This is a genomic window from Streptomyces sp. NBC_01198 (assembly GCF_036010485.1).
Classification (GTDB): Bacteria; Actinomycetota; Actinomycetes; order Streptomycetales; family Streptomycetaceae; genus Actinacidiphila.
This window is the reverse complement of record NZ_CP108568.1, coordinates 249881-270605: the sequence shown is the minus strand read 5'-3', so window position 1 is coordinate 270605 and position 20725 is coordinate 249881. Positions and strand designations below refer to the sequence as shown.

16 protein-coding genes and 1 riboswitch are annotated in these 20725 nt (G+C 72.8%); of the genes, 8 read left to right on the top strand and 8 right to left on the bottom strand.

Annotated features, from left to right (window positions below; genetic code table 11):
* Window positions 1-12: 12 nt before the first annotated feature.
* Complete coding sequence (locus tag OG702_RS01350) at window positions 13-372, bottom strand: winged helix-turn-helix transcriptional regulator (RefSeq protein WP_327293050.1); 360 nt, start codon at window positions 370-372, stop codon at window positions 13-15.
* Between the two features lie 153 nt (window positions 373-525).
* On the bottom strand, window positions 526-1437 hold the full coding sequence (locus OG702_RS01345; protein ID WP_327286977.1) for a LysR family transcriptional regulator: 912 nt from the start codon (window positions 1435-1437) through the stop codon (window positions 526-528).
* Window positions 1438-1531: 94 nt separating this feature from the next.
* On the opposite strand from OG702_RS01345, the gene OG702_RS01340 reads away from it, so the two are divergent.
* The 7 genes from OG702_RS01340 (at window position 1532) to OG702_RS01310 (ending at window position 9531) form a co-directional block, all read left to right on the top strand.
* A complete protein-coding gene (locus OG702_RS01340; protein WP_327286976.1) occupies window positions 1532-2236 on the top strand; it encodes a succinate dehydrogenase cytochrome b subunit in 705 nt (234 codons plus the stop codon).
* Between the two features lie 19 nt (window positions 2237-2255).
* Window positions 2256-4205, top strand: coding sequence for a fumarate reductase/succinate dehydrogenase flavoprotein subunit (locus OG702_RS01335; protein ID WP_327286975.1), 1950 nt, complete (start codon window positions 2256-2258; stop codon window positions 4203-4205).
* Window positions 4202-4951, top strand: a complete 750-nt coding sequence (locus tag OG702_RS01330) for a succinate dehydrogenase/fumarate reductase iron-sulfur subunit (protein WP_327286974.1) — start codon at window positions 4202-4204, stop codon at window positions 4949-4951. The genes OG702_RS01335 and OG702_RS01330 overlap by 4 nt, the downstream gene beginning before the upstream one ends.
* A 141-nt stretch (window positions 4952-5092) precedes the next feature.
* Complete coding sequence (locus OG702_RS01325) at window positions 5093-7135, top strand: translation factor GTPase family protein (RefSeq protein ID WP_327286972.1); 2043 nt, start codon at window positions 5093-5095, stop codon at window positions 7133-7135.
* 58 nt (window positions 7136-7193) lie between these two features.
* The gene (locus OG702_RS01320; protein WP_327286971.1) at window positions 7194-7562 is read left to right on the top strand and encodes a DUF427 domain-containing protein; all 369 of its coding nucleotides are present in this window, start codon (window positions 7194-7196) and stop codon (window positions 7560-7562) included.
* 101 nt (window positions 7563-7663) lie between these two features.
* Window positions 7664-8413, top strand: coding sequence for an SDR family oxidoreductase (locus OG702_RS01315; protein WP_327286970.1), 750 nt, complete (start codon window positions 7664-7666; stop codon window positions 8411-8413).
* An 89-nt stretch (window positions 8414-8502) separates the two neighbouring features.
* Window positions 8503-9531 (top strand): sigma-70 family RNA polymerase sigma factor, encoded by a 1029-nt coding sequence (locus OG702_RS01310; protein WP_327286969.1) that lies wholly within the window; start codon window positions 8503-8505, stop codon window positions 9529-9531.
* A gap of 132 nt (window positions 9532-9663) precedes the next feature.
* On the opposite strand, the gene OG702_RS01305 is transcribed toward OG702_RS01310, so the two are convergent.
* From OG702_RS01305 to OG702_RS01280, 6 genes are all read right to left on the bottom strand, one after another.
* Window positions 9664-11112 carry an MFS transporter gene (locus OG702_RS01305; protein WP_327286968.1) on the bottom strand — a complete coding sequence of 483 codons (1449 nt, stop codon included), beginning with the start codon at window positions 11110-11112 and terminating at the stop codon, window positions 9664-9666.
* Window positions 11113-11289: 177 nt separating this feature from the next.
* Window positions 11290-12324, bottom strand: a complete 1035-nt coding sequence (locus OG702_RS01300; RefSeq protein WP_327286967.1) for a LacI family DNA-binding transcriptional regulator — start codon at window positions 12322-12324, stop codon at window positions 11290-11292.
* A gap of 191 nt (window positions 12325-12515) precedes the next feature.
* Window positions 12516-13811 carry a benzoate/H(+) symporter BenE family transporter gene (locus OG702_RS01295; protein WP_327286966.1) on the bottom strand — a complete coding sequence of 432 codons (1296 nt, stop codon included), beginning with the start codon at window positions 13809-13811 and terminating at the stop codon, window positions 12516-12518.
* A 115-nt stretch (window positions 13812-13926) separates the two neighbouring features.
* On the bottom strand, window positions 13927-15978 hold the full coding sequence (locus tag OG702_RS01290) for a DNRLRE domain-containing protein (protein ID WP_327286965.1): 2052 nt from the start codon (window positions 15976-15978) through the stop codon (window positions 13927-13929).
* A 226-nt stretch (window positions 15979-16204) separates the two neighbouring features.
* Window positions 16205-17581 carry an MFS transporter gene (locus OG702_RS01285; RefSeq protein WP_442814271.1) on the bottom strand — a complete coding sequence of 459 codons (1377 nt, stop codon included), beginning with the start codon at window positions 17579-17581 and terminating at the stop codon, window positions 16205-16207.
* An 807-nt stretch (window positions 17582-18388) separates the two neighbouring features.
* Complete coding sequence (locus tag OG702_RS01280; protein WP_327286963.1) at window positions 18389-20068, bottom strand: GDSL-type esterase/lipase family protein; 1680 nt, start codon at window positions 20066-20068, stop codon at window positions 18389-18391.
* A 231-nt stretch (window positions 20069-20299) separates the two neighbouring features.
* Window positions 20300-20360, top strand: a riboswitch (guanidine-III (ykkC-III) riboswitch).
* Window positions 20361-20392: 32 nt separating this feature from the next.
* Between OG702_RS01280 and OG702_RS01275 the strand changes: the two genes are divergently transcribed.
* A complete protein-coding gene (locus OG702_RS01275; protein ID WP_327286962.1) occupies window positions 20393-20713 on the top strand; it encodes a DMT family transporter in 321 nt (106 codons plus the stop codon).
* Window positions 20714-20725: the final 12 nt, after the last annotated feature.

Below are 20725 nucleotides of genomic sequence, written 5' to 3'. Positions count from 1 at the left end.
CCGGCGGCGGGTTCAGGGCATCGGCTGGCCGCGGTCGTCGTAGTCGACGCGGGCCGCGGCCACCTCGTCCAGGTGGGTGTGTGACCACTGTGCGAGGGTCTGGAACAGCGGGGCCAGGCTCATGCCCAGCTCGCTGATCTCGTACTCGACCCTCGGCGGCACCTCCGGGTGGTAGGTCCGGACGACCAGCCCGTCGCGCTCCAACTGCCGCAGCCGCTGAGTGAGCACCTTCGGGGTGATGGTGCCGATCCGGCGCTCCAGCTCCACGAAGCGCTGCCGGCCGAACTCGTTGAGCAGCCACAGGATCGGCGTCGTCCACCGGCTGAAGACCAGGTCGACCACCGGGCTGACCGGACAGGGTTCGACGTGCACCTTCGCGGCGGCCCTGCCGCCGGTGCGGCCGCGGGCAGGGGGAGCGCTGTCGGCCACGGCGGGTGCCTCCGGAACGGGAGTCAGGGAACGCGGGTCATCACTATCCTGCGGGTACCCACTATATTCACGACCCCGCCGGTGGCGAGTGAACGGTCAGGCCCGCAGCCCCAGGGTGGCGAGGGCGCGGCCGGCCGCAGTGAGCAGCACGTCCTGCAGGACACGCGCCGCCCGGGGCGGAGCCACATCGCTGCGGTGGGCCAGCGCCACCGTCCGCCGCAGGCCGGGGCGGGCCAGCGGGGTGACCCGCAGGTCGTGGCCCGCGCGGGCCGCGACCATGGTCGGCACCACGCCGACCCCCAGCCCGGCCCGCACGAAACCCAGCACCGCGTCCATCTCTCCGCCCTCGACGGTGAAGTACGGCTCGAAGCCGGCCGCCCGGCACGCCGCGAGCGTCAGATCGCGCAGGTCGTAGCCGTGCCGGAACATCACCATCGGCCGCCCTTCGAGGTCCGCGATCCGCAGCGGCGAGGCCGGCGCCTCGTCGTCGGCGGACGAGACGACGACCAGGTCCTCCTGGAAGAGCTCCACCGTGGTGAGGGCCGGCGACGGCGTCGGCAGCGGCAGCACGACCAGCGCCAGGTCGAGCGCGCCGCGCGCCAGGTGGCGCACCAGGTCGTGCGACCCGCTCTCCTCGACGATCAGCTGGATCGCGGGATGCCGGTCGTGGAAGGTGCGCAGCACGTCGGGCAGCAGCCCGGTGGCCAGGCTCGGCGTGGCGCCGAGGCGAACCCGGCCCCGGCGCAGCTGCGCCAGTTCGAGCACCTCGTGCCTGGCCGTGTCCGCGTCGGCGAGGATCCGCCGGGCCAGTGGCAGCAGCGCCTCGCCGGCGTCGGTGAGCGCGATGTTGCCGCGCGCCCGGCTGAACAGCGCGGCGCCCAGTTCCTTCTCCAGGGCCCTGATCTGCTGGGACAGCGAGGGTTGTGACACGTGCACCGCCTCGGCCGCCCGGGTGAAGTGCCGGGCGTCGGCGACGGCCACGAAGTAGGCCAGCTGCTGGAACTGCATGCCACCACGATAACGCGTCGATAGTCATCCGCTATCGAGTCCAGCTCGATCATGTCTTGGACCACTGGACATCTTCGGCCGTAGCGTCGTTCCCATGGCACTGGCAACGCGGACGGACCGGCGGCCGTCGATGGCCCGTACGGTCTGGGGGTCGACCGTCGGCAAGAAGGCGGTCATGGCGGTGAGCGGCCTGGTGATGCTGCTCTACCTGGTCGTCCACATGTTCGGCAACCTCAAGATCTTCTTCGGCCCGGGCACCTTCAACGGCTACGCCCACTGGCTGCGGACCCTGGGCGAGCCGTTCCTGCACTACGAGTGGGCGCTGTGGATCATCAGGGTCGGCCTGGTCGCCGCGGTGGTGGCGCACGGCGTGTGCGCGTACCAGCTCAGCCGCCGCGATCTGCGCTCCCGGCCGGTCGGCTACGTGCACACCAGGGCCCGCAGCAGTTACGCGACCCGCACCATGCGCTGGGGCGGGGTGATCCTGGCCCTTTTCGTCGTCTGGCACATCCTCGATCTGACCACCGGCACCGTCCAGCGGGGCTTCGAGCCGGGCCACCCCTACCAGAACGTGGTCGCCGCCTTCCACGACTGGTGGAACAACGTCTTCTACATCGCCGCGATGCTCGCCCTCGGCCTGCACATCCGGCACGGGTTCTGGTCCGCCGCCCAGACCCTCGGCGCCGGCAGCGCCACCCGCGACCGGGTGCTGAAAGGCACCGCCAACGCCCTCGCCCTGGTACTGACGGCCGGCTTCGTCGCCGTGCCGGTCGGCGTCATGACCGGACTCGTGAGCTGAGTGGACTGAGTGAGCTGACATGACCGACTACACCCGTTACACCACCGGCGAACCGCTCGCCGACGCCACAGCCCCCGACGGCCCGATCGAACAGCGCTGGGACACCCGCCGTTTCACCGCGAAGCTGGTCAACCCCGCCAACCGCCGCAAGCACACCGTGATCGTGGTCGGCACCGGTCTGGCCGGCGGCTCCGCGGGCGCCACGCTCGCCGAACAGGGCTACCACGTGGTGCAGTTCTGCTACCAGGACTCCCCGCGCCGGGCCCACTCCATCGCCGCCCAGGGCGGCATCAACGCCGCCAAGAACTACCGCAACGACGGCGACTCGATCCACCGGCTCTTCTACGACACCGTCAAGGGCGGCGACTTCCGCTCCCGCGAGTCCAACGTCCACCGGCTCGCGCAGATCTCGGTGGAGATCATCGACCAGTGCGTGGCGCAGGGCGTCCCCTTCGCCCGCGAGTACGGCGGCCTGCTCGACACCCGCTCCTTCGGCGGCGTCCAGGTCTCCCGGACCTTCTACGCCCGCGGCCAGACCGGGCAGCAACTGCTGCTAGGCGCCTACCAGGCGCTGTCCCGGCAGATCGCGGCGGGCAACGTCGAACTGCACGCCCGCACCGAGATGCTCGACCTGCTCGTCATCGACGGCCGCGCCCGCGGCATCGTGGCGCGCGACCTGATCACCGGCGAGATCTCGACGCATGTCGCCGACGCCGTGGTGCTCGCCTCCGGCGGCTACGGCAACGTCTTCTACCTGTCGACCAACGCGATGAACTCCAACGCGACCGCGATCTGGCGGGCGCACCGCCGGGGCGCGCACTTCGCCAACCCCTGCTTCACCCAGATCCATCCCACCTGCATCCCGCGCACCGGCGACCACCAGTCCAAGCTCACCTTGATGAGCGAGTCGCTGCGCAATGACGGCCGGATCTGGGTGCCCAAGGCCGAGGGCGACGCCCGCCCCGCCGCCGAGATCCCCGAGGACGAGCGCGACTACTACCTGGAGCGCGTCTACCCCGCCTTCGGCAACCTCGTGCCCCGCGACATCGCCTCCCGTGCGGCGAAGAACGTCTGCGACGAGGGCCGCGGCGTCGGACCCGGCGGCCAGGGCGTCTACCTCGACTTCGCCGACGCCATCGCCCGGCTCGGCCGCAAGGCCGTCGAGCAGAAGTACGGAAACCTCTTCGAGATGTACGAGCGGATCACCGCGGAGAATCCCTACGAGGTCCCGATGCGGATCTACCCGGCCGTGCACTACACGATGGGCGGCCTGTGGGTGGACTACGACCTGCAGACCACGATCCCGGGCCTGTTCGCGATCGGCGAGGCCAACTTCTCCGACCACGGCGCCAACCGGCTCGGTGCGTCCGCCCTCATGCAGGGGCTGGCCGACGGCTACTTCGTGCTGCCGGCCACCGTCAACGACTACCTCGCCCGGCACCCCGGGCAGGACACCCCCGGACCCGAACACCCCGAAGTCGCGGCCGCACTGGCCGAGACCAGGGAGCGGCTGCACCGGCTGGTCAGCGTCGACGGCGACCGCACCGCCGACTCCTTCCACCGTGAACTCGGCGAGCTGATGTGGGAGTTCTGCGGCATGGCCCGCAACGAGCAGGGCCTGCGCAAGGCCCTGGACCGCATCCCGCAGATCCGCGAGGAGTTCTGGCGCCGCATCAAGGTCCCCGGCACCGAGGGCGAGTTCAACCAGTCGCTGGAGCGCGCCAACCGCGTCGTGGACTACCTCGAACTCGCCGAGCTGATGTGCCTCGACGCCCTGCACCGCGCCGAGTCCTGCGGCGGCCACTTCCGCGAGGAGTCGCAGACTCCGGACGGCGAGGCCGCCCGCAGGGACGAGGAGTTCTCCTACGCCGCCGCCTGGGAGTTCACCGGCACCGGCAGCGCCCCCGTCCTGCACCGCGAAGACCTGGTCTTCGAGTACGTCCACCCCACCCAGCGGAGCTACGCATGAAGCTCACCCTGCGCATCTGGCGCCAGCACGACCCCGGCGCGCCCGGCGGCATGGCCAGCTACGACGTCGACGGCATCTCGCCCGACATGTCCTTCCTGGAGATGCTCGACACCCTCAACGAACGCCTCACCGTCGAGGGCGAGGACCCGGTCGCCTTCGACCACGACTGCCGCGAGGGAATCTGCGGCGCGTGCAGCCTGGTCATCAACGGCGAGGCCCACGGCCCGGAGCGCACCACCAGCTGCCAGCTGCACATGCGGTCCTTCCGGGACGGCGACACCATCGACGTCGAACCCTGGCGGGCCGCCGCCTTCCCGGTGGTGCGCGACCTGGTCGTGGACCGGGCCGCCTTCGACCGGATCATCCAGTCCGGCGGCTACGTCAGCGTCCCCACCGGCTCCGCCCCCGAGGCGCACGCCACGCCGGTGCCCAAGGCCGCCGCCGACAGCGCCTTCGAGCACGCCGAGTGCATCGGCTGCGGCGCCTGCGTGGCCGCCTGCCCCAACGGCTCGGCGATGCTCTTCACCTCGGCGAAGGTCAACCACCTCAACGTCCTGCCGCAGGGCGCGCCGGAGCGGGAGACCCGGGTGCTGGACATGGTGGCGCAGATGGACGCCGAGGGCTTCGGCGGCTGCACCCTGACCGGCGAGTGTGCCACCGCCTGCCCCAAGGGGATCCCGCTCACCTCGATCACCGCCATGAACAGGGAGTGGCTGCGCGCGTCCCGGAAGGTGCCGAGGGACTGAGAGAAATGCGGTTGCCGCCCGCGGCGCCGCTCTGCTGTAGTCGTGGCGTCAGCACAGCCGACCAGGGAGCAATGATCATGCGCGGTTCCGTCATGCCCGCCCGGACAGGAATCACTCCCTATCTTGAGGACATGACCGGCTGTGCCTTCGCTCAACCTCGGCATTCTCGCGCACATCGACGCAGGTAAGACCAGCCTCACCGAACGGCTGCTGTACTCCGCAGGAGTGATCGACACGATCGGCAGCGTCGACCGGGGAAGTACGCAGACCGACTCCCTCGCGCTGGAGAAGCAGCGCGGCATCACCATCAAGTCCGCCGTGGTCTCCTTCGCCCTCGGCGGCACCACCGTGAACCTCATCGACACCCCGGGCCACCCCGACTTCATCGCCGAGGTCGAGCGGGTGCTCGGCGTGCTCGACGGCGCGGTGCTCGTGGTCTCCGCGGTGGAGGGCGTCCAGCCGCAGACCGCGGTGCTGATGCGGACGCTGCGCCGGCTGCGTATCCCGACCCTGGTCTTCGTCAACAAGCTTGACCGCGGCGGCGCCGACCTGGACCGTACGCTGGCCGGCGTCGCAGCCCGGCTGACCCCCGACGTCGTGCCGCTGGCCGCCGCCGCGGGGCAGGGCACCAGGGCCGCCGCCGTCCTGCCGTACGACGCTGCCGACGCCGGTTTCACCGCCCGGCTCACCGAGCTGCTGGCCGCCCACGACGACGGCCTGCTCGCCGCCTGGGTGCGCGAGGGCGGCGCCGCGCTGCCCTACGCCCGGCTGCGCGGGGCGCTGGCGGACCAGACCGGGCGGGCGCTGGTGCACCCGGTCTATGCCGGCTCCGCGGTCACCGGCGCGGGCGTCGAGGCGCTGATCGACGGCGTCGCGGAACTGCTGCCCCGCTCCGGCGGCGACCCCGCGGGGCCGCTGGCGGGCACCGTGTTCAAGATCGAGCGCGGCCCGTCGGGCGAGCGGATCGCGTACGTCCGGCTGACCTCGGGCACCCTGCGCGTCCGCGACCGCCCGCCGGTGCACCGGGACGGCGCCGCCGCGGGGGAGGGCCGGGTGACCGCGATCAGCGTCTTCGACGGCGGCGCCGACGAGGCCGCGACCTCGGCCGCCGCCGGGCGGATCGCCCGGGTGTGGGGTCTGGGCGAGGTGCGGATCGGCGACACCGTCGGCGAGGGGGCCGGCCCGCCCGGCGCGGCGCACCACTTCGCCCCGCCCAGCCTGGAGACGGTGGTCGCCGCCCGCAGGCCCGCCGACCGTACCGCCCTGCACACCGCCCTCGGACAGCTCGCCGAGCAGGACCCGCTGATCAACCTGCGGCGGGACGAGGACCGCGGGGAGATCGCGGTGTCGCTCTACGGCGAGGTGCAGAAGGAGGTCATCCAGGCCACCCTGGCGGGCGACTACGGCGTGGACGTCGACTTCCACCCGACGACCACCCTGCACATCGAGCGGGTCACCGGCAGCGGCGCCGCGGTCGAGTTCATCAAGAAGGACGCCAACCCCTTCCTGGCCACCGTGGGCCTGCGCGTCGACCCCGCACCGCCGGGCAGCGGCGTCGCCTTCCGCCGCGAGGTCGAACTGGGCTCGCTGCCCTACGCGTTCTTCGTCGCCGTCGAGGAGACGGTGACGTCCACCCTGGCCCAGGGGCTGTACGGCTGGCAGGTCACCGACTGCACGGTCACCATGACGCACGCCGGCTACTGGGCCCGGCAGAGCCATGCGCACGCCGTCTTCGACAAGAGCATGTCGAGCACCTCGGGCGACTTCCGCAACCTCACCCCGCTGGTGCTGATGGCCGCGCTGCGGCAGGCCGGCACCCGGGTGCACGAGCCGATGCACCGCTTCCGGATCGACCTTCCCTCCGACGCGCTCGGCGCGGTGCTGCCCGCGCTGTCCCGGCTGCGCGCGGTGCCGCGCGGCCCGGCGCCGGCGGGCGCGGGCGGCTACCTGCTCGAGGGTGACATCCCGGCCGCCCGGGTGCACGACCTGGAGCAGCAGCTGCCCACCCTCACCCGGGGCGAGGGCGCCCTGGAGACGGGCTTCGACCACTACGCACCCGTCCACGGTGCGACCCCGATACGCCCCCGCAGCGGTCCCGACCCGCTCGACCACAAGGAGTACCTGCTGTACGTGCAGCGCCGGCTCGGAACGGCGCCGTCCCGCCCCGCCGGGGGCTCTGCTTGACGCTGCTTCGCGCGTCTGCCTACGGTCGAAAGGCCGTCCGTCCACGTATGGAGATGTCATGGAACGCACCGTCAAGACCCCTGGCCCCGACCACCCCATCACCATCGAGCCCCATCCGTCACGGGTCGTCCTCCGGGCCGGCGGCCGGGTGATCGCCGAGACGACGCGGGCGCTGACGCTGCGTGAGGCGTCCTACCCGCCGGTGTTCTACATCCCGCTGGCCGACGTCGAGGACAGCGCCCTGGAATCCACCGACACCCGCACCTACTGCCCCTACAAGGGCGACGCCACGTACTTCTCGCTGGTCACCGCGGACGACACGGTCGCCGACGCGGTGTGGACGTACGACAAGCCCTATGACGCCGTCAGCGAGATCGCCGGGCATGTGGCCTTCTACCCGCAGTATGTGGAGGTGACGGAGGGCTGACCCGTCGGCCCGGCCGCCGCCCGCCTCGCCGCCGCCGATGAATTCCCCGGGACGCCGTTGTCTTTATTGAGCCAGACACCGGCGTCAACCGAGGAGAGATCATGTCCGTCAAGGACCCGGCGGGGACCACTGTCGTCGTCACCGGCGCGGGGCGCGGCTTCGGCCGTGGCACGGCGACCGCGTTCGTCAGGGCGGGAGCACGGGTCGTCGGGCTCGGCAGGGACGCCGACACGCTGGAGAAGCTGCACGCGGAGTTGGGCGACGCCTTCGTCCCGGTGCCCGGCGACGCCACGGATCCCGCCCGGGCCGAGGAACTGCTCGCCCGGTACGCACCGGCGACCGTGGTGCTCAACGCCGGCGCGGCACCGGTCATGCGGCCGCTGCAGGACCACACCTGGGACACCTTCGCCGCCAACTGGGAGGTGGACGTGCGGCAGGTCTTCCACTGGCTGCGGGCGGCGCTCACTCAGCCGCTGCCACCGGGCAGCACGGTCGTCTCCCTGTCCAGCGGTGCCGCGCTGCGCGGCTCCCCGCTCAGCGGCGGCTACGCGGGCGCCAAGGCCACCATCCGTTTCGTGTCGGAGTACGCCGCCGCCGAGTCGCGGCGCCTGGCGCTGGGCATCCGCTTCCGCGCCGTCCTGCCCGTGCTGTCCCCGACCACCGATCTCGGCGCCGCGGCAGCCGCGGCCTACGCCGCCCATCAGGGCGTCGACGAGGACGCCTTCGTGTCGGCGATGGGCCCGCTGCTCACCCCGGAGGCGGTGGGCGCGGCGATGGTGTCGCTGGCCGCAGGCGAGGACCAGGACACCCTGTCCTATCTGCTGTCCGCCGGCGGGCTGCAGCCGGTGTGACGCTTCCGTGCCGTCCGCCGCCGATGACTTTCCGGGCCGGGGCGGGTCTCTACTCATGGAGGCGCATCCCGACCACCCGGAGACACCACGTGAACACGCTGAGCGGCCAGACGGCTCCCGAGGCGGTGCCGCAGGACAGCGACACCTTCCTGCGGCGGGCCGCCGAATACCGGCCGGAGCTGCTGGCCCACTGCTATCGGATGCTCGGCTCGGTGCACGACGCCGAGGACCTGGTCCAGGAGACCTATCTGCGCGCCTGGCGCGGCCGTTACGGCTTCGAGGGCCGGTCCTCGCTGCGGTTCTGGCTCTACCGGATCGCCACCAGCGCGTGCCTGACCGCACTCCAGCACAGCAGCCGCCGCTTCGTGCCCGCGGGCCTGGGGACCGCGGGCGACGACCCCCACGCGCCGCTGGACCCGGCCGGCGTCGAGCTGCCGTGGGTCCAGCCCATGCTCGACCTGCCGCCCGACCCCGCCGCGGTGGTCGCCGAGCGCGGCAGTGTACGGCTCGCGCTGATCGTCGCCCTCCAGCAACTGCCGCCCAGGCAGCGGGCCGTGCTGATCCTGCGCGACGTCCTGGCCTGGCGCGCCGCCGAGGTGGCCGCGCTGCTTGACACCAGCGCCGCCGCCGTCAACAGCGCGCTGCAGCGCGCCCGCGCCCAGCTCCAGCAGACCGCCGCCACCGAGGACGGCGTGACCGACTCGCTCGACGAGCGCGGCCGCGCGCTGGTCGACCGGTTCGCGAAGGCCTTCGAGGACGCCGACGTCGACGCCCTGGCCCGGCTGCTGCGCGAGGACGTACGGCTGGAGATGCCGCCCGACCCGCTGTGGTTCGCCGGCCGTACGCTCGTGCTGCGCTTCCTCGCCGACCGGGTCTTCCCGATCGTCGCGGAGCAGCGGCTGCTGGCGGTCACGGTCAACGACGGCCAGCCGGCCCTGGCGACGTACTGGCGGGAAGCGGACGGCCGCTTCCACCCGCACGTGCTGCAGGTGCTCACGCTGCGCGGGCACCGGGTGGCCGGGATCCTCGCCTTCCGCGACACCACGTTCTTCCCGGCCGCCGGGCTGCCCGCGTCGCTGGACCCGGGCACCCCGCCGGCCCCGTCGTGGCTGTGGTGACCCGAACGGGGGCCAATGCTCTGCCCGCCACCCGGACGGCCCCGACCGCGGAACCGCGAAGACCGCCACGGTACCCGGTCGTCCCGGATACCGCGGCGGTCTCCGCCGCCTCGCGGCGGCGGCGCGCCCGCGTCAGACCGTCTCGGCCTGCGGGAGCGGCGCGGCCACCGGCGCGGCATTCTGGCCCGCCGCGTCGGAGTCCCGCCTGCCCGGTGCCAGCGCCGCGACCCCCGCACCGATCACCGTCGCCACCGCCGCGACGATCTCGGCGGCCTTGAAACCGTCCATGAAGGACGACGCCGACCCGTAGCCGCCGTGCGCGGCGAAGACGGCCACCAGCACCGCGACGCCGAAGACGCCGCCGGCCTCGCGCACGGTGTTGTTGGTGCCCGCCGCCACCCCGGAGTCCTCCAGCGGCACCGCGCCGACCACCGCGTTCGCCACCGTGGGGAAGGTCATCGAGATGCCGACGCCGGCCACCAGCAGCGGCCCGACCAGCGACCCGTAGCCGGCGTCCGGCGAGGCGACCAGGGCGAGCCACAGCAGGCCGACGCCTTGCAGCAGCAGGCCGAGCACCATGAACGGCCGGTTGCCGAACCGGTCGGACAGCACACCGGCGAGCGGCGCGACCAGCATCGGCATGCCCGTCCACACCAGCAGCCGCAGGCCCGTCTGCAACGGGTCGTAGCCGAGGCCGAGCTGGAACATCTGGGCGATCATGAACAGCGAGCCGATCAGCGAGAACGACATGAAGAAGGCCACGCCGTTGGCGGTGGAGAAGCCGCGATCGCGGAAGTACCGCAGCGGCAGCATCGGATAGCGCGCCCTGCCCTGCCACACCAGGAAGGCCGCCATCAGGGCCGCCCCGACCAGCAGCGCGCCGAGCACCTGCGGGTCGTCCCAGCCGATGGACGGCGCCCTGACCGGCGCCCACACCAGGGCGAGGAGCGCGGCGCTGACCAGCGCCACACCGACCAGGTCGAGTTGCGGACGCGCGCCGCGGCTGTCCTGGAGCATCAGCAGGCACAGCACGATGACCGCGGCGCCGACCGGCACGTTGATCCAGAAGATCCACTGCCAGGCGATGTCCTGGATGATCAGGCCGCCGAGCACCGGCCCGGCCGCCACCCCCAGGCCCGTGATGGCACCCCAGACACCGATCGCGGCGCCCCGCTTCTCCAGCGGAAAGGCGTTGCTGATCAGGGTGAGGGTCAGCGGCAGCACCACCGCCGCGCCCGCGCCCTGCACCACCCGTGCCGCGATCAGCGCGGACGACGAGCCCGCCGTCGCGCACGCGATGGACGACAGCGTGAAGACGCCCACCCCGAGCACGTACATGTTGCGCCGCCCGAAGCGGTCGCCGAGCGCCGCGCCGGTCAGCATCAGGCACGCGAACGCCAGGTTGTAGCCGTTGATCGTCCATTCCAGGTCCGCCAGGCTCGCGTGCAGATGGGTCCGCAGCGTCGGCAGGGCGGTGGAGACGACCACCACGTCCAGCGACGTGAGGAACGCCCCGAGCGACGCCAGGACCAGCGTCCATGCCGTCCGCGACGACGCGGGCGGTTCCGTGCTTGTTGTCACCTGAAAAACCTCCAGTCCGGCCCCGGCTCGCAGCCGGCGGCACCTGTGGGCGGCCCCTCTCCACCGTCCGCAGCGCCGTGCGCGGGGGACGGGGTGGGCGTGGCCCTCAGGAATAAAGACCAGGGTGTTCGGGGAAAGTCATCGCGGCCGGTGGGCAGCCGGGAGGATGCCGGGCGGTCAGGAGGCCGTGGCGCCCGCGGCGTCGGGGACGGGCCCGGTCGAGCCGCGCAGCACCAGCTGGGTGGCGAGTTCGACGTGCAGCGCGTCCACCGTGTGCCGGTCGAGCAGCCGCATCAGCAGCGAGACCGCCATCCGCCCCATCTCCTCCAGCGGCTGACGCACCGTCGTCAGCCGGGGCACCGTGCTGCGGCTCAGGTCGATGTCGTCGAAGCCGGTGATCGACAGGTCCTCAGGCACTCGCAGACCCCGTTCGTACGCGGCCCGCAGCGCGCCGACGGCGGCCTTGTCGTTGAAGGCCACCAGCGCGGTGGGGCGGTCCGGCAGGTCGAGCAGCTCGCAGGCCGCGTCGTAACCCCAGTCCGCGGTGGGCTCGATGCTGCGCAGCAGCTCGGGGGTGGGCAGCACCCCTGCTTCGGCCAGCGCCGAGGTGTGCCCGGCCAGCCGGGACTGGCTGGCGAGCCAGTCGCCCGGGCCGCCGATGACGCCGATCCGCCGGTGGCCGAGGTCCACCAGGTGGGCGCTGACGGTACGCGCCGCGGTGAGGTTGGCGGCCGAGACCGACGCGATGTCCTGCGGCAGCGGGGTGCGCGGATCGACCACGACGAACGGGAAGTCGGCGGCGCGCAGCGCCTCCAGGTCCCGCTCAGGCTCGGGCGGAACGACCAGGATCGCGCCGACTGTCGCGGGGTCGCCCGGCAGGTCGCCGAGCACCTGCAGCTCGCGGGCCGCGTCGCCGGCGCTCAGCACCAGCCGCCTGCCGTACAGGTCGAGGGTCTCCGCGATCGAGGAGACGATCACCCCGAAGTAGTCGGTGAGGACGTACGGGCAGCGTACGTAGATGGCGCCGCCGGCCGTGCCTCGCCTGGCAGGTGCGGGGGCGCCCAGCCGGGCCACCGCCCTGCGCACCTGTTCGCGGGTCTCGGGGGCGACGTTCGCCTGACCGTTCATCACCCGCGAGACGGTGGCGATCGACACGCCCGCCTCCGCGGCGATGGCCCTGACGGTGGCCCTGGAACCCGGCTGCCTAGCCATGCGTTACACCGCAGCGTTTCATGCGCACAGCCTAGCGCCGCACGATGCGGTGTTGACATGGCCGGGTGGGAAGCGGTGTGCTGGATCTCCGCCGCATGCCGCCGAGGATGTTACATCCTGTTCCAGGCGCGCTGCTCGGGTGACCGGACGCGGCGGCGTCCGGGACCGGGCGGACCGCAGCTGTCGAGGGATCAGCTGCGGTCCTGCTCCGGGACGCCGGGGTCCGGCGCGGCCTGCTGCGCGGTGCCGGCCGCCGGTTCGCCGCCCGTCGCCCGCTGCGACTGCCAGTGCCGTACGCCGTAGAGGGCGCCGCCGGCCAATAGGCCCCAGAAGGCACCGCTGACCCCGAAGAAGGTCACACCGGACACGGTCACCACCACGGTGACCGCCGCGGCCTCCCGCTGCCCCGGGTCGGCCATCGCCCCGCTGAGCGCGCCGGCGAGCGCGCCGAGCAGCGCGAGCCCCGCCACCGCCTCGATGAGGTGCGGCGGCGCCGCGCCGACCAGCGCCACGGCCGCGCTCGCGGCCAGTCCGAGCAGGATGTGGACGCAGCCCGCCGCCACCGCCGCGCGGTAGCGGCCGCGCCGGTCCGGTCCCGCCTCGTCACCCGCGCACAGGGCGGCGGTGATGGCCGCCAGGTTGACCGCGTGCCCGCCCAGCGGCGCGGAGGCGAGCGAGAAGGCACCGGTCCAGCCGAACAGCGGTCCGGGCCGCGGGTGGTAGCCGTTCGCGCCGAGCACCGCGATACCCGGGATGTTCTGCGAGGCCATGGTGACCACGTACAGCGGCAGGGCGATGCCGACCGCGGCGGCGAGCGTGAAGTGCGGTGCGACGGCGACCGGGTGGGGCCACATCGGCCCGAGCGAGTCCGCCGCGATGTGGGTGGTGGTGGCGATCAGGACGACGGCCACCACCACGGCGGCCGGCACCGCGTAGAGCTTGCGCACGCTGCCGACGACCGCCCAGGTCACCACCACGGCGAGCCCGATCGCGGGGTCGGAGCGCACCGCCTGGGCGGGCGCCAGGCAGAGCGGCAGCAGGATGCCGGCCAGCATGGCGTTCGCCAGCGGCGCCGGGATCGCGGACACCCAGCGGCCCAGCGGCCGCCACAGCCCCGACACCACGATCAGCACCGCGGTGATCAGGAACGCGCCCACGGCGACCGGGAATCCGCCGTGCGGCACCGCGGAGCCGGCCAGCAGCGCGGCACCCGGCGTCGACCAGGCGACGCTGATCGGCAGCCGGGAGCGCAGGCTCAGGAAGATCGCACAGAGCCCCATCGCGACACACAGCGCCATCAGCCCCGACGCCGCCTGGGCATGCGAGGCACCGACCTTGGTCAGGCCTTCGAGGACCACGGCGAAGGAGCTGGCGAAACCCACGAACGCGGCGATGACGCCGGCCGTCACCGGCCGCCACAGCCCGCCGGCGCCGGAGCCCCCCTCCGCGCCCTCGGCCGTGCTCTCCGGTACGGCAGTGGCCGTCACAACCCCTCCGATCCGCCACCGGACGAGGTTCCCCGGGGCAATCCGCGCAGCCTAATGCGCCGCCGCGCGCAGGGCCCGTGGATTATCGGGCGCCTGCGCGCGGGTGGGGACCAGGTCAGGGCGTCCCGAAGGTCAGCAGCAGCTGCGGATGGCCGGAGGTGCCCGGCGACTCGCGGGACCAGAACCACGCCGAGTCGGTGCCGGTCGAGGTCAGCGCGAGATCGTACGGGCCGCCGAGCGCCGCGGTGAGCGAGGGCAGCGCCAGCGACGCGGAGTAGTCGGTCTGTGTCGCGGCGGGTGCCGGGACCGTGCCGATCGCGGCCGGGTCCAGTGCGGGACGGGTCGTCCAGGTCGTGTCGCCCTCGGTCCAGCTGCCGGTGACGTGCTGCACGCTGATCGGGTCGGTGGAGTTCGCGACCGCGTCCGAGCTGGTGCGCAACGTCAGCTGGGCGCCCTTGAGCACCATCCCGGCGGGCGCGGCGGGCAGGTCGAAGCGCAGATACGAGGCGTAGGCGGAGCTGCCGCGCACGGCCAGCTCCTGGTCCGTGCCGTAAGCGGCACTCGGCGCACCGGCGTTGACGTAGGTGTCCGCGCCGTCTTCGACGGTGAGCGTGGTCGACGTCGCGGTGCCGAAGGTGGTGACGCTCGCGGCCGCCGAGCGTGCGCTGGTGTTGCCCACCGCGTCACTCGCCGCGACCTGGTAGGCGTAGGTCGTACCCGGCTGGGTCGCCTTGTCCGTCAGGCCGAGCGTCGGCAGGATCCAGAAGGTGGAGTTGCCGCTGACCGTCGCGATCTTGGCGCCGTTGCGGTAGATCGTGTAGGTCAGTGCCGAGTCGTCCAGGTCCAGCGACGCCTGCCAGTTGAGCCGTACGCCGCCGCCGACCAGCGACGCGGTCACCGACTGCGGGACCGAGGGGGTGCGGGTGTCCGGGGTGTTCGCGAACCGGACCAGGCCCTGCTGCGGCCGGTTCCCGTTGCTGGCGATCCGGGTGAACTCACCACCCACCCACAGGTAGTCGGTGCCGCCCTTGGACGCGGTGACCAGGGTGCGCGGGCCGATCTGCTCGGTGCCGGCCGGCCCGTCGTCGGTGTCAGGGAACCAGCCGAGCAGCGGGCGCGGGTTGGTGACCGACTCGGCCAGCAGGTGCTGCCGGTCGTCCATCTGCGGGAACTGCCCCATGCTGGAGCAGTCGTGGCCGTGGGACGCGCTGTAGAGCACGCCTTTGTACACCTGCACCGCCTGGGTGGCGCCCAGGCAGGTGTCGCGCCAGCGCTGGTTCAGCGTGCTGAAGTCCACCGCGATCCGGCCGTCGAAGATCCCGCCGCCGGTGCCCTCGTTGCCGGTGTAGAAGCCGGTGGCGTCGGAGGTGAGGTCCTGCACGGTCGAGGTGAGCGGGATGAACCCCGGGTAGGTCCGCACGTTGGCGCCGGTGGTGGCGTCGACCACCGCCAGGGCGTGCGAGTCCGCGCCGTTGACGGTGTTGAAGTCGCCGCCGAGCACCAGATCCGAGCCGTCCGGGGTGAACAGCAGGGCCTTGCCGATGTCGTCGGCGGCCGGAGCGAAGGGTTTCAGCGCGCCGGTGGTGCCGACGGCGGCGAAGTGCTGCCGGGCCTCCCCGGCCACGGTGGTGAAGTTCCCGCCGAAGTAGACGGTGTCGTCGCTCGCCACGATCCCGCGCACCTGCGCCGACACCGACACCTTGAAGTCGGTCTTCACCGTGCAGGTGGCGATGTCGATCGCCGCCAGGTTGCTGGCCGGCACGCCGTTGACCGATCCGAACGTGCCGCCCGCGTAGAGCGTCGACTTGTCCGGCGACACCGCTAGCGCCCGTACCGTCGCCGTGCCGCTGCCGACGGTGAAGGACAGCTTGCACGAGGTCGGGGCGCCCGAAGCGGCGTCGAAGGCCTGGAAGTTGAGCGCCTGCTGCTCACCGGTGCCAGCGGCCGCGCCCGGCGGCCGGACCGAGGAGAAGGTCCCGCCGGCGAAGACCACGCCGTCCGCCTGCGCCAGCGCCCACACGACCCCGTTGGTCTGCCAGGTCGACAGGTCGTCCGCGGTCATCGCCACCGGCCCGGTCAACGCCTCCGCCGGCCCCGCCGACGAGAAACCGACCATCGAGGCCGCCGCCATCCCCACCGCGACGACTCCCGCACTGCTTCTTCTCATGAGCCCCCCTGCCCCCATCCGACCCGCATCCGCCGAACACGCGCAACACGTGGCAAGGGTAGCGTTTGCGCCACTATCGGGTACCCGACTCGGCACTTCCCGTACCGGGGTTCCGACGGTCGACGCACGGGACGCAGGGCAGGACAGCGGCGGCCGGCTCCCGGCGTCGTACGAACCGGGCCACCGCCCGTCCCGGGACGGGCGGTGGCCGCCGGGGGGCCGGCCGTCAGGACCGGGCCAGCGGGCCCGGGGCCTCCTGCTGTGCCAACACGCCCACCGGTGGCGCGGGTTCGGCCCGGGGCCGGGCGGGGATGCCCAGGGCGACGAGCACGCCGAGGAGGGCGTAGCCGGTGACCGCGGTCATCGCCGCGGTGAATCCCCTGGTGAACTGCTCGGGTGAGGCGTAGCCGCCGCGACCGGCGAAGACGGCCACGGTGACCGCCACTCCGAAGACCCCGCCGAAGATCCGCAGCATCATGAACACCCCGGACGCCTGGCCGATCTCCTGCGGCCGCACCGCGCCGACGACCGCACGCTGGGCGGCGGGCATGGCCATGGTCAGGCCCACACCGCTGAGGATCAGCGCGGGCAGCAGCGTGAGGTAACTCGTGCCGGTACCGGCCACCAGCGCGATCCAGCCCATGCTGAGCGTCTGCAGCAGCAGCCCGCCGATGACGAAGGCGCGCTCGCCGAAGGAGTCCGCCAGCCGGCCCACGACCGGCCCGCACACCATCAGCGTCGCCGACCACGGCATCAGCCGCAGCCCGGCGCCGAGCGGCCCGGTGCCCAGCACCGTCTGGAAATACTGCGCCAGGAAGAACAGCGTGCCGTACAGGGAGGCGAAGACCAGGAAGTTCGCCGGGTTGGCGGTGGCGAAGGCCCGCGCCCTGAAGAACCGCATCGGCAGCATCGGCGCCGCCGTCCGCTGCTCCCAGCGCACGAAGGCGACCACCAGCGCGACTCCGAGCGCCCAGCAGACCAGCACCTCGGGGCTGACCCAGCCCGCCGTGTTGCCGCGGACCAGACCCCAGACCAGGCCCAGGGCGCCCAGCGTCACCAGCACCACGCCGGCCAGGTCGAAGCGGGTGTTCGGGCCATGGCTCTCGTCGACGCGCCGGGGGGTGAGCGCGATCGTGACCAGCCCGACGGGCAGGTTCAGCCAGAAGATCCACTGCCACGCCAGGCCCTCGGCGATGACACCGCCGATGAAGGGGCCGCTGAAGGTCGCCAGGCCGGTGAAGCCCAGGTAGAGCCCCATCGCCTTGCCCCGCTGCCGTGGCGGGAAGATCGCGCTGATCATGGTGAGCGACAGCGGCAGCACCATCGCGGCCCCCGCGCCCTGCACGGCCCGGAAGGCGATCAGCGCGCCGACCCCCGGTGACAGCGCGCACGCCGCCGACGCCGCGGTGAACGTCGCGAGCCCGCCGAGGAAGATCCGCCGGCGGCCGAAACGGTCACCCAGTGCCGCTCCGGTCAGCAGCAGTACCGCGAACGCCAGGTTGTACGCGTTGACAACCCACTCCAGTGACGCGGTCGAGGCCGTCAGGTCCCGCCGGATCGTGGTCAGCGCCGTGGACACCACCACGCTGTCCATTGCCATCATGAACGACGCCACTGAAGCAAGGCCCAGTACCCATGCCTGCCGGGACGTCATCCGTCCTGTGTCGCTACCCACCGTTCTCCCTCTGCTCGTACCGCCCCGGGACACCCGGCCCGCCCTCGCCCGCACGGTCCGCGCCCACGTCCCGGGCTGCTCGTTCGGGTAGACACCGGCAGTGCCGGAAAATGGCCGGAGCCGGTGGACCGCATCGAACGGACCCGGGAGGGGCTGCGCCTGCGGCAGCCCCTCCCGGGTCCCTGCGTCCCGGCGCCGGCCGCCGCCGTGCCTGCGGAGCCGACCTCGGCGGTACGGACGGCGGGGAGCCGGGAGCACCCGTGTGCCGGGCGGGACCGCCGCGCCGAGCACCGGCGGCGGCGGGTCCGCGCGGCGGCGCGGGACGCGCGGCCGGTGCCAGGGCCGGCCGCGCGGGTCGTCAGCCCGCTGACGAAGTCGACCATCTGCGCGCGGTGTTCGGCGGGCAGATCCTCCGCCAGGTCGGCGGCGACCAGCGCGAAGTCCAGGCAGTGGCCGATGACGTCCGAGCCCTGCGGATGTGCGATCCGCCACCGCCCCTCACCCGCGTACTGCCCCAGCACCGCCCGGGCCAGCTCGTCGCCGTCCCCCGGTCCCGTGCTGCCTCGGGGGTCCGCCGGCCGTCGAGGCCAGGGACGGAGCAGCCACCCGCGCTGGGACGTGGCGGGGCCGCCGGGCGCCCGTACGGCCTTCCGCGACGCGGCACGCCCGTCACGGATCGACCTGCCGATCACCCGCCCGCGGGCGGGTGACCGGCGGACGGGGGCGGCGGGCCGCTCAGGAGGTGACCAGGTCGAACTCCTCCCACGGCCCGATCGCGTCCCGGTTGGCGATCAGCGACGCGGCCCCCGCGTTCTCGGCGGTCACGTACTTTCCGTTGGCCTGCGCCTTGAGGCTGACGCTGTGATCGGGATTCTGGACCAGCTGGAAGGTCTCCCACTGCCCGACCGCCGTACGGTTGGCGATCAGCGGCGCCGCGCCCGCGTTCTCCGCGGTCACCAGCAGCCCGTTCGCGTGTGCCCGCAGGGCGATCAGGCCGTTGCCCTGGCTGAGCTCGTCGAACTGCGAGGTGGTGCCCACCGCGTCGGCCCCGGCGATCAGCGCGCCGGCGCCGCCGCTCGGCGCGGTCACGTACTTGCCGTTGGCGTGGGCCCGCAGGGCGATCCCACCGCCGCCGGGCTGGCCGGGAGTTCCGAAGAAGGAGAGGTTCACGGCGTCGGCGATCGCCTGCAACCCGGCCTCGTTCGGGTGCAGGTGGTCGCCCGCGTCGTAAGCGGGCAGGTAGCGGGTGGGGTTGGCCGGGTCATGGGTCGCGGTGTCCTGGTCGATGAGGCCGTCGCATCCGCTGCCCGAGCCGCGCACGAAGGAGTTGATCGCCGCGCGGGCGTTCTCCCCGGCCTGGGTCCAGCCGCCTGAGCCCTGGTAGGGCGTGAGGGTCGAGCACAGGAAGGACAGCCCTGCCTGGTGTGCGCGGGAGATCAACTGCTGGATCCCGGAGATCAGTTGGGCGCCGCTCGGCGGACTGCCAGACCCCAGGTCGTTGATCGGGTCGTCGGACAGCGCCACCCAGCGCACCCCCGGCTGGCCGATGACGTCCCGGTCGAAGCGGGCCAGCGCGCTCTGCCCGGCACCGTCGCTGAGCAGCTTGTTGCCGCTGATGCCCTGGTTGAGCACGCCGACCGTGCGCCCGCTGTCGGCCAGCCGCCTGGCCAGGTCGTTGGGCCAGCGCCGGTTGGAGTCCTGCGCCGAGGCGACCCCGTCGGTGATCGAGGCGCCCAGGGTGACGACCGCGCCCTGCGCGGCCGAGTTCTGCACGTCGAGATTGGTCAGGAAGGAGTAACTGCCGCTGGTGGACGCCCCGCTCAGGGTGCCGTTGCCACTGACGTCACCGCCGGCCAGGTAGTTGGTCTGGGTGCCCTGCTGGTGATACGTCGCAGAGCCGGTGGGCTGCGGCAGGTAGAGGCTGACCGCGACATCGGCCAGCGCGGGCACGCTGAAGGCGACCGAGTCACTGACCGCCGAGCCGCCGGCCGGCACGGTCACCGTGCTCTGGCCGCCGAAGGTCACCGTCCGGTCGGTGCCGGTGTTCACCGACGAGCCGGAGGTGCGCTGCGCCAGATGCACGTCGGCCACGGTCAGCGGCGCGGAGCCGAAGGCGTTGGAGATCCGCAGCCTCGCCGCGGTGCCGCCGATACCGGTGTGCACGATCTGCCGCAGCGTCTGCTGGTTGTACGACGGTCCGCCGCTCTGCGGCGACACCGACCACGTACCGGTCCAGCCGTCCGCCGCGGCGGGGTTGGCGGCGGGCGCGGGCGCGGCAGCGGACCGGGAAGTGCCGGAGTGACCCGGGTTGGCGGCGGTAGCACCGGCGGTGGGGGCCGAGACGGACAGTCCGACGGCCAGGACTGCGGCCGCCAGCACGGCGGCGCGGCGCGGGGAGCGCGCGGGACGTTGCACAGGAGCCTCCTGTGGTGGGGGAGTGGAACTGTAATCCCCTCCTTGGTCCGCGCCAATCCCCGTGCAGCAGCGAAGAGTTCGGATGACTCGATCCCCCTTCCGGTGATTCGCGCCAGATCCGGCCAGAAAGGTGCTCTGACATCGGATCTCTGGCCGGGGCCGGTGCCGGCAGCCCCTCGCGCCGGCGGAACGGCGGGGTGCTCCGGCCGCCCCGGTCGCGGTGCCGGAATTTGCTAGCCTTGGACGAACCCGACGAGCGCGCCGTACCGGGACCCTGCAAAGACGGCGCACCCCCGTAAGTCCACATTCCACGGAGGTGCCCCCATGGCATGGGTCCTTGTTGCTGTCGCCGGCCTGCTCGAAGTCGTCTGGTCGATCGGCATGAAGTACACCGACGGCTTCACGCGCCTGTGGCCGAGCGTCTTCACCGGCGCCGGCGTCGCCGCCAGCATGCTGCTGCTGTCGCAGGCCGCCAGGTCGCTGCCGATTGGTACGGCCTACGGGGTGTGGGTCGGCATCGGAGCCGCGGGCGCCGCCGTGGCCGGCATGCTGCTGCTCGGCGAGCCCGCCACCGCCGCCCGGGTCTTCTTCATCGCCCTGCTGCTGGTGGCGGTGGTCGGCCTCAAGGTCACCTCGGGCCACTGACCTCCGGCCACC

Excerpts from the sequence above, each read along its gene's own strand:
- OG702_RS01275 (WP_327286962.1), top strand. The coding sequence starts at position 20,393 with ATGGCATGGGTCCTTGTTGCTGTCGCCGGCCTGCTCGAAGTCGTCTGG.
- OG702_RS01315 (WP_327286970.1), top strand. The coding sequence starts at position 7,664 with ATGTCCGTCAAGGACCCGGCGGGGACCACTGTCGTCGTCACCGGCGCG.
- OG702_RS01330 (WP_327286974.1), top strand. The coding sequence starts at position 4,202 with ATGAAGCTCACCCTGCGCATCTGGCGCCAGCACGACCCCGGCGCGCCC.
- OG702_RS01335 (WP_327286975.1), top strand. The coding sequence starts at position 2,256 with ATGACCGACTACACCCGTTACACCACCGGCGAACCGCTCGCCGACGCC.
- OG702_RS01345 (WP_327286977.1), bottom strand. The coding sequence starts at position 1,437 with ATGCAGTTCCAGCAGCTGGCCTACTTCGTGGCCGTCGCCGACGCCCGG.
- OG702_RS01285 (WP_442814271.1), bottom strand. The coding sequence starts at position 17,581 with ATGATGGCAATGGACAGCGTGGTGGTGTCCACGGCGCTGACCACGATC.
- OG702_RS01320 (WP_327286971.1), top strand. The coding sequence starts at position 7,194 with ATGGAACGCACCGTCAAGACCCCTGGCCCCGACCACCCCATCACCATC.
- OG702_RS01340 (WP_327286976.1), top strand. The coding sequence starts at position 1,532 with ATGGCACTGGCAACGCGGACGGACCGGCGGCCGTCGATGGCCCGTACG.
- OG702_RS01290 (WP_327286965.1), bottom strand. The coding sequence starts at position 15,978 with ATGAGAAGAAGCAGTGCGGGAGTCGTCGCGGTGGGGATGGCGGCGGCC.
- OG702_RS01300 (WP_327286967.1), bottom strand. The coding sequence starts at position 12,324 with ATGGCTAGGCAGCCGGGTTCCAGGGCCACCGTCAGGGCCATCGCCGCG.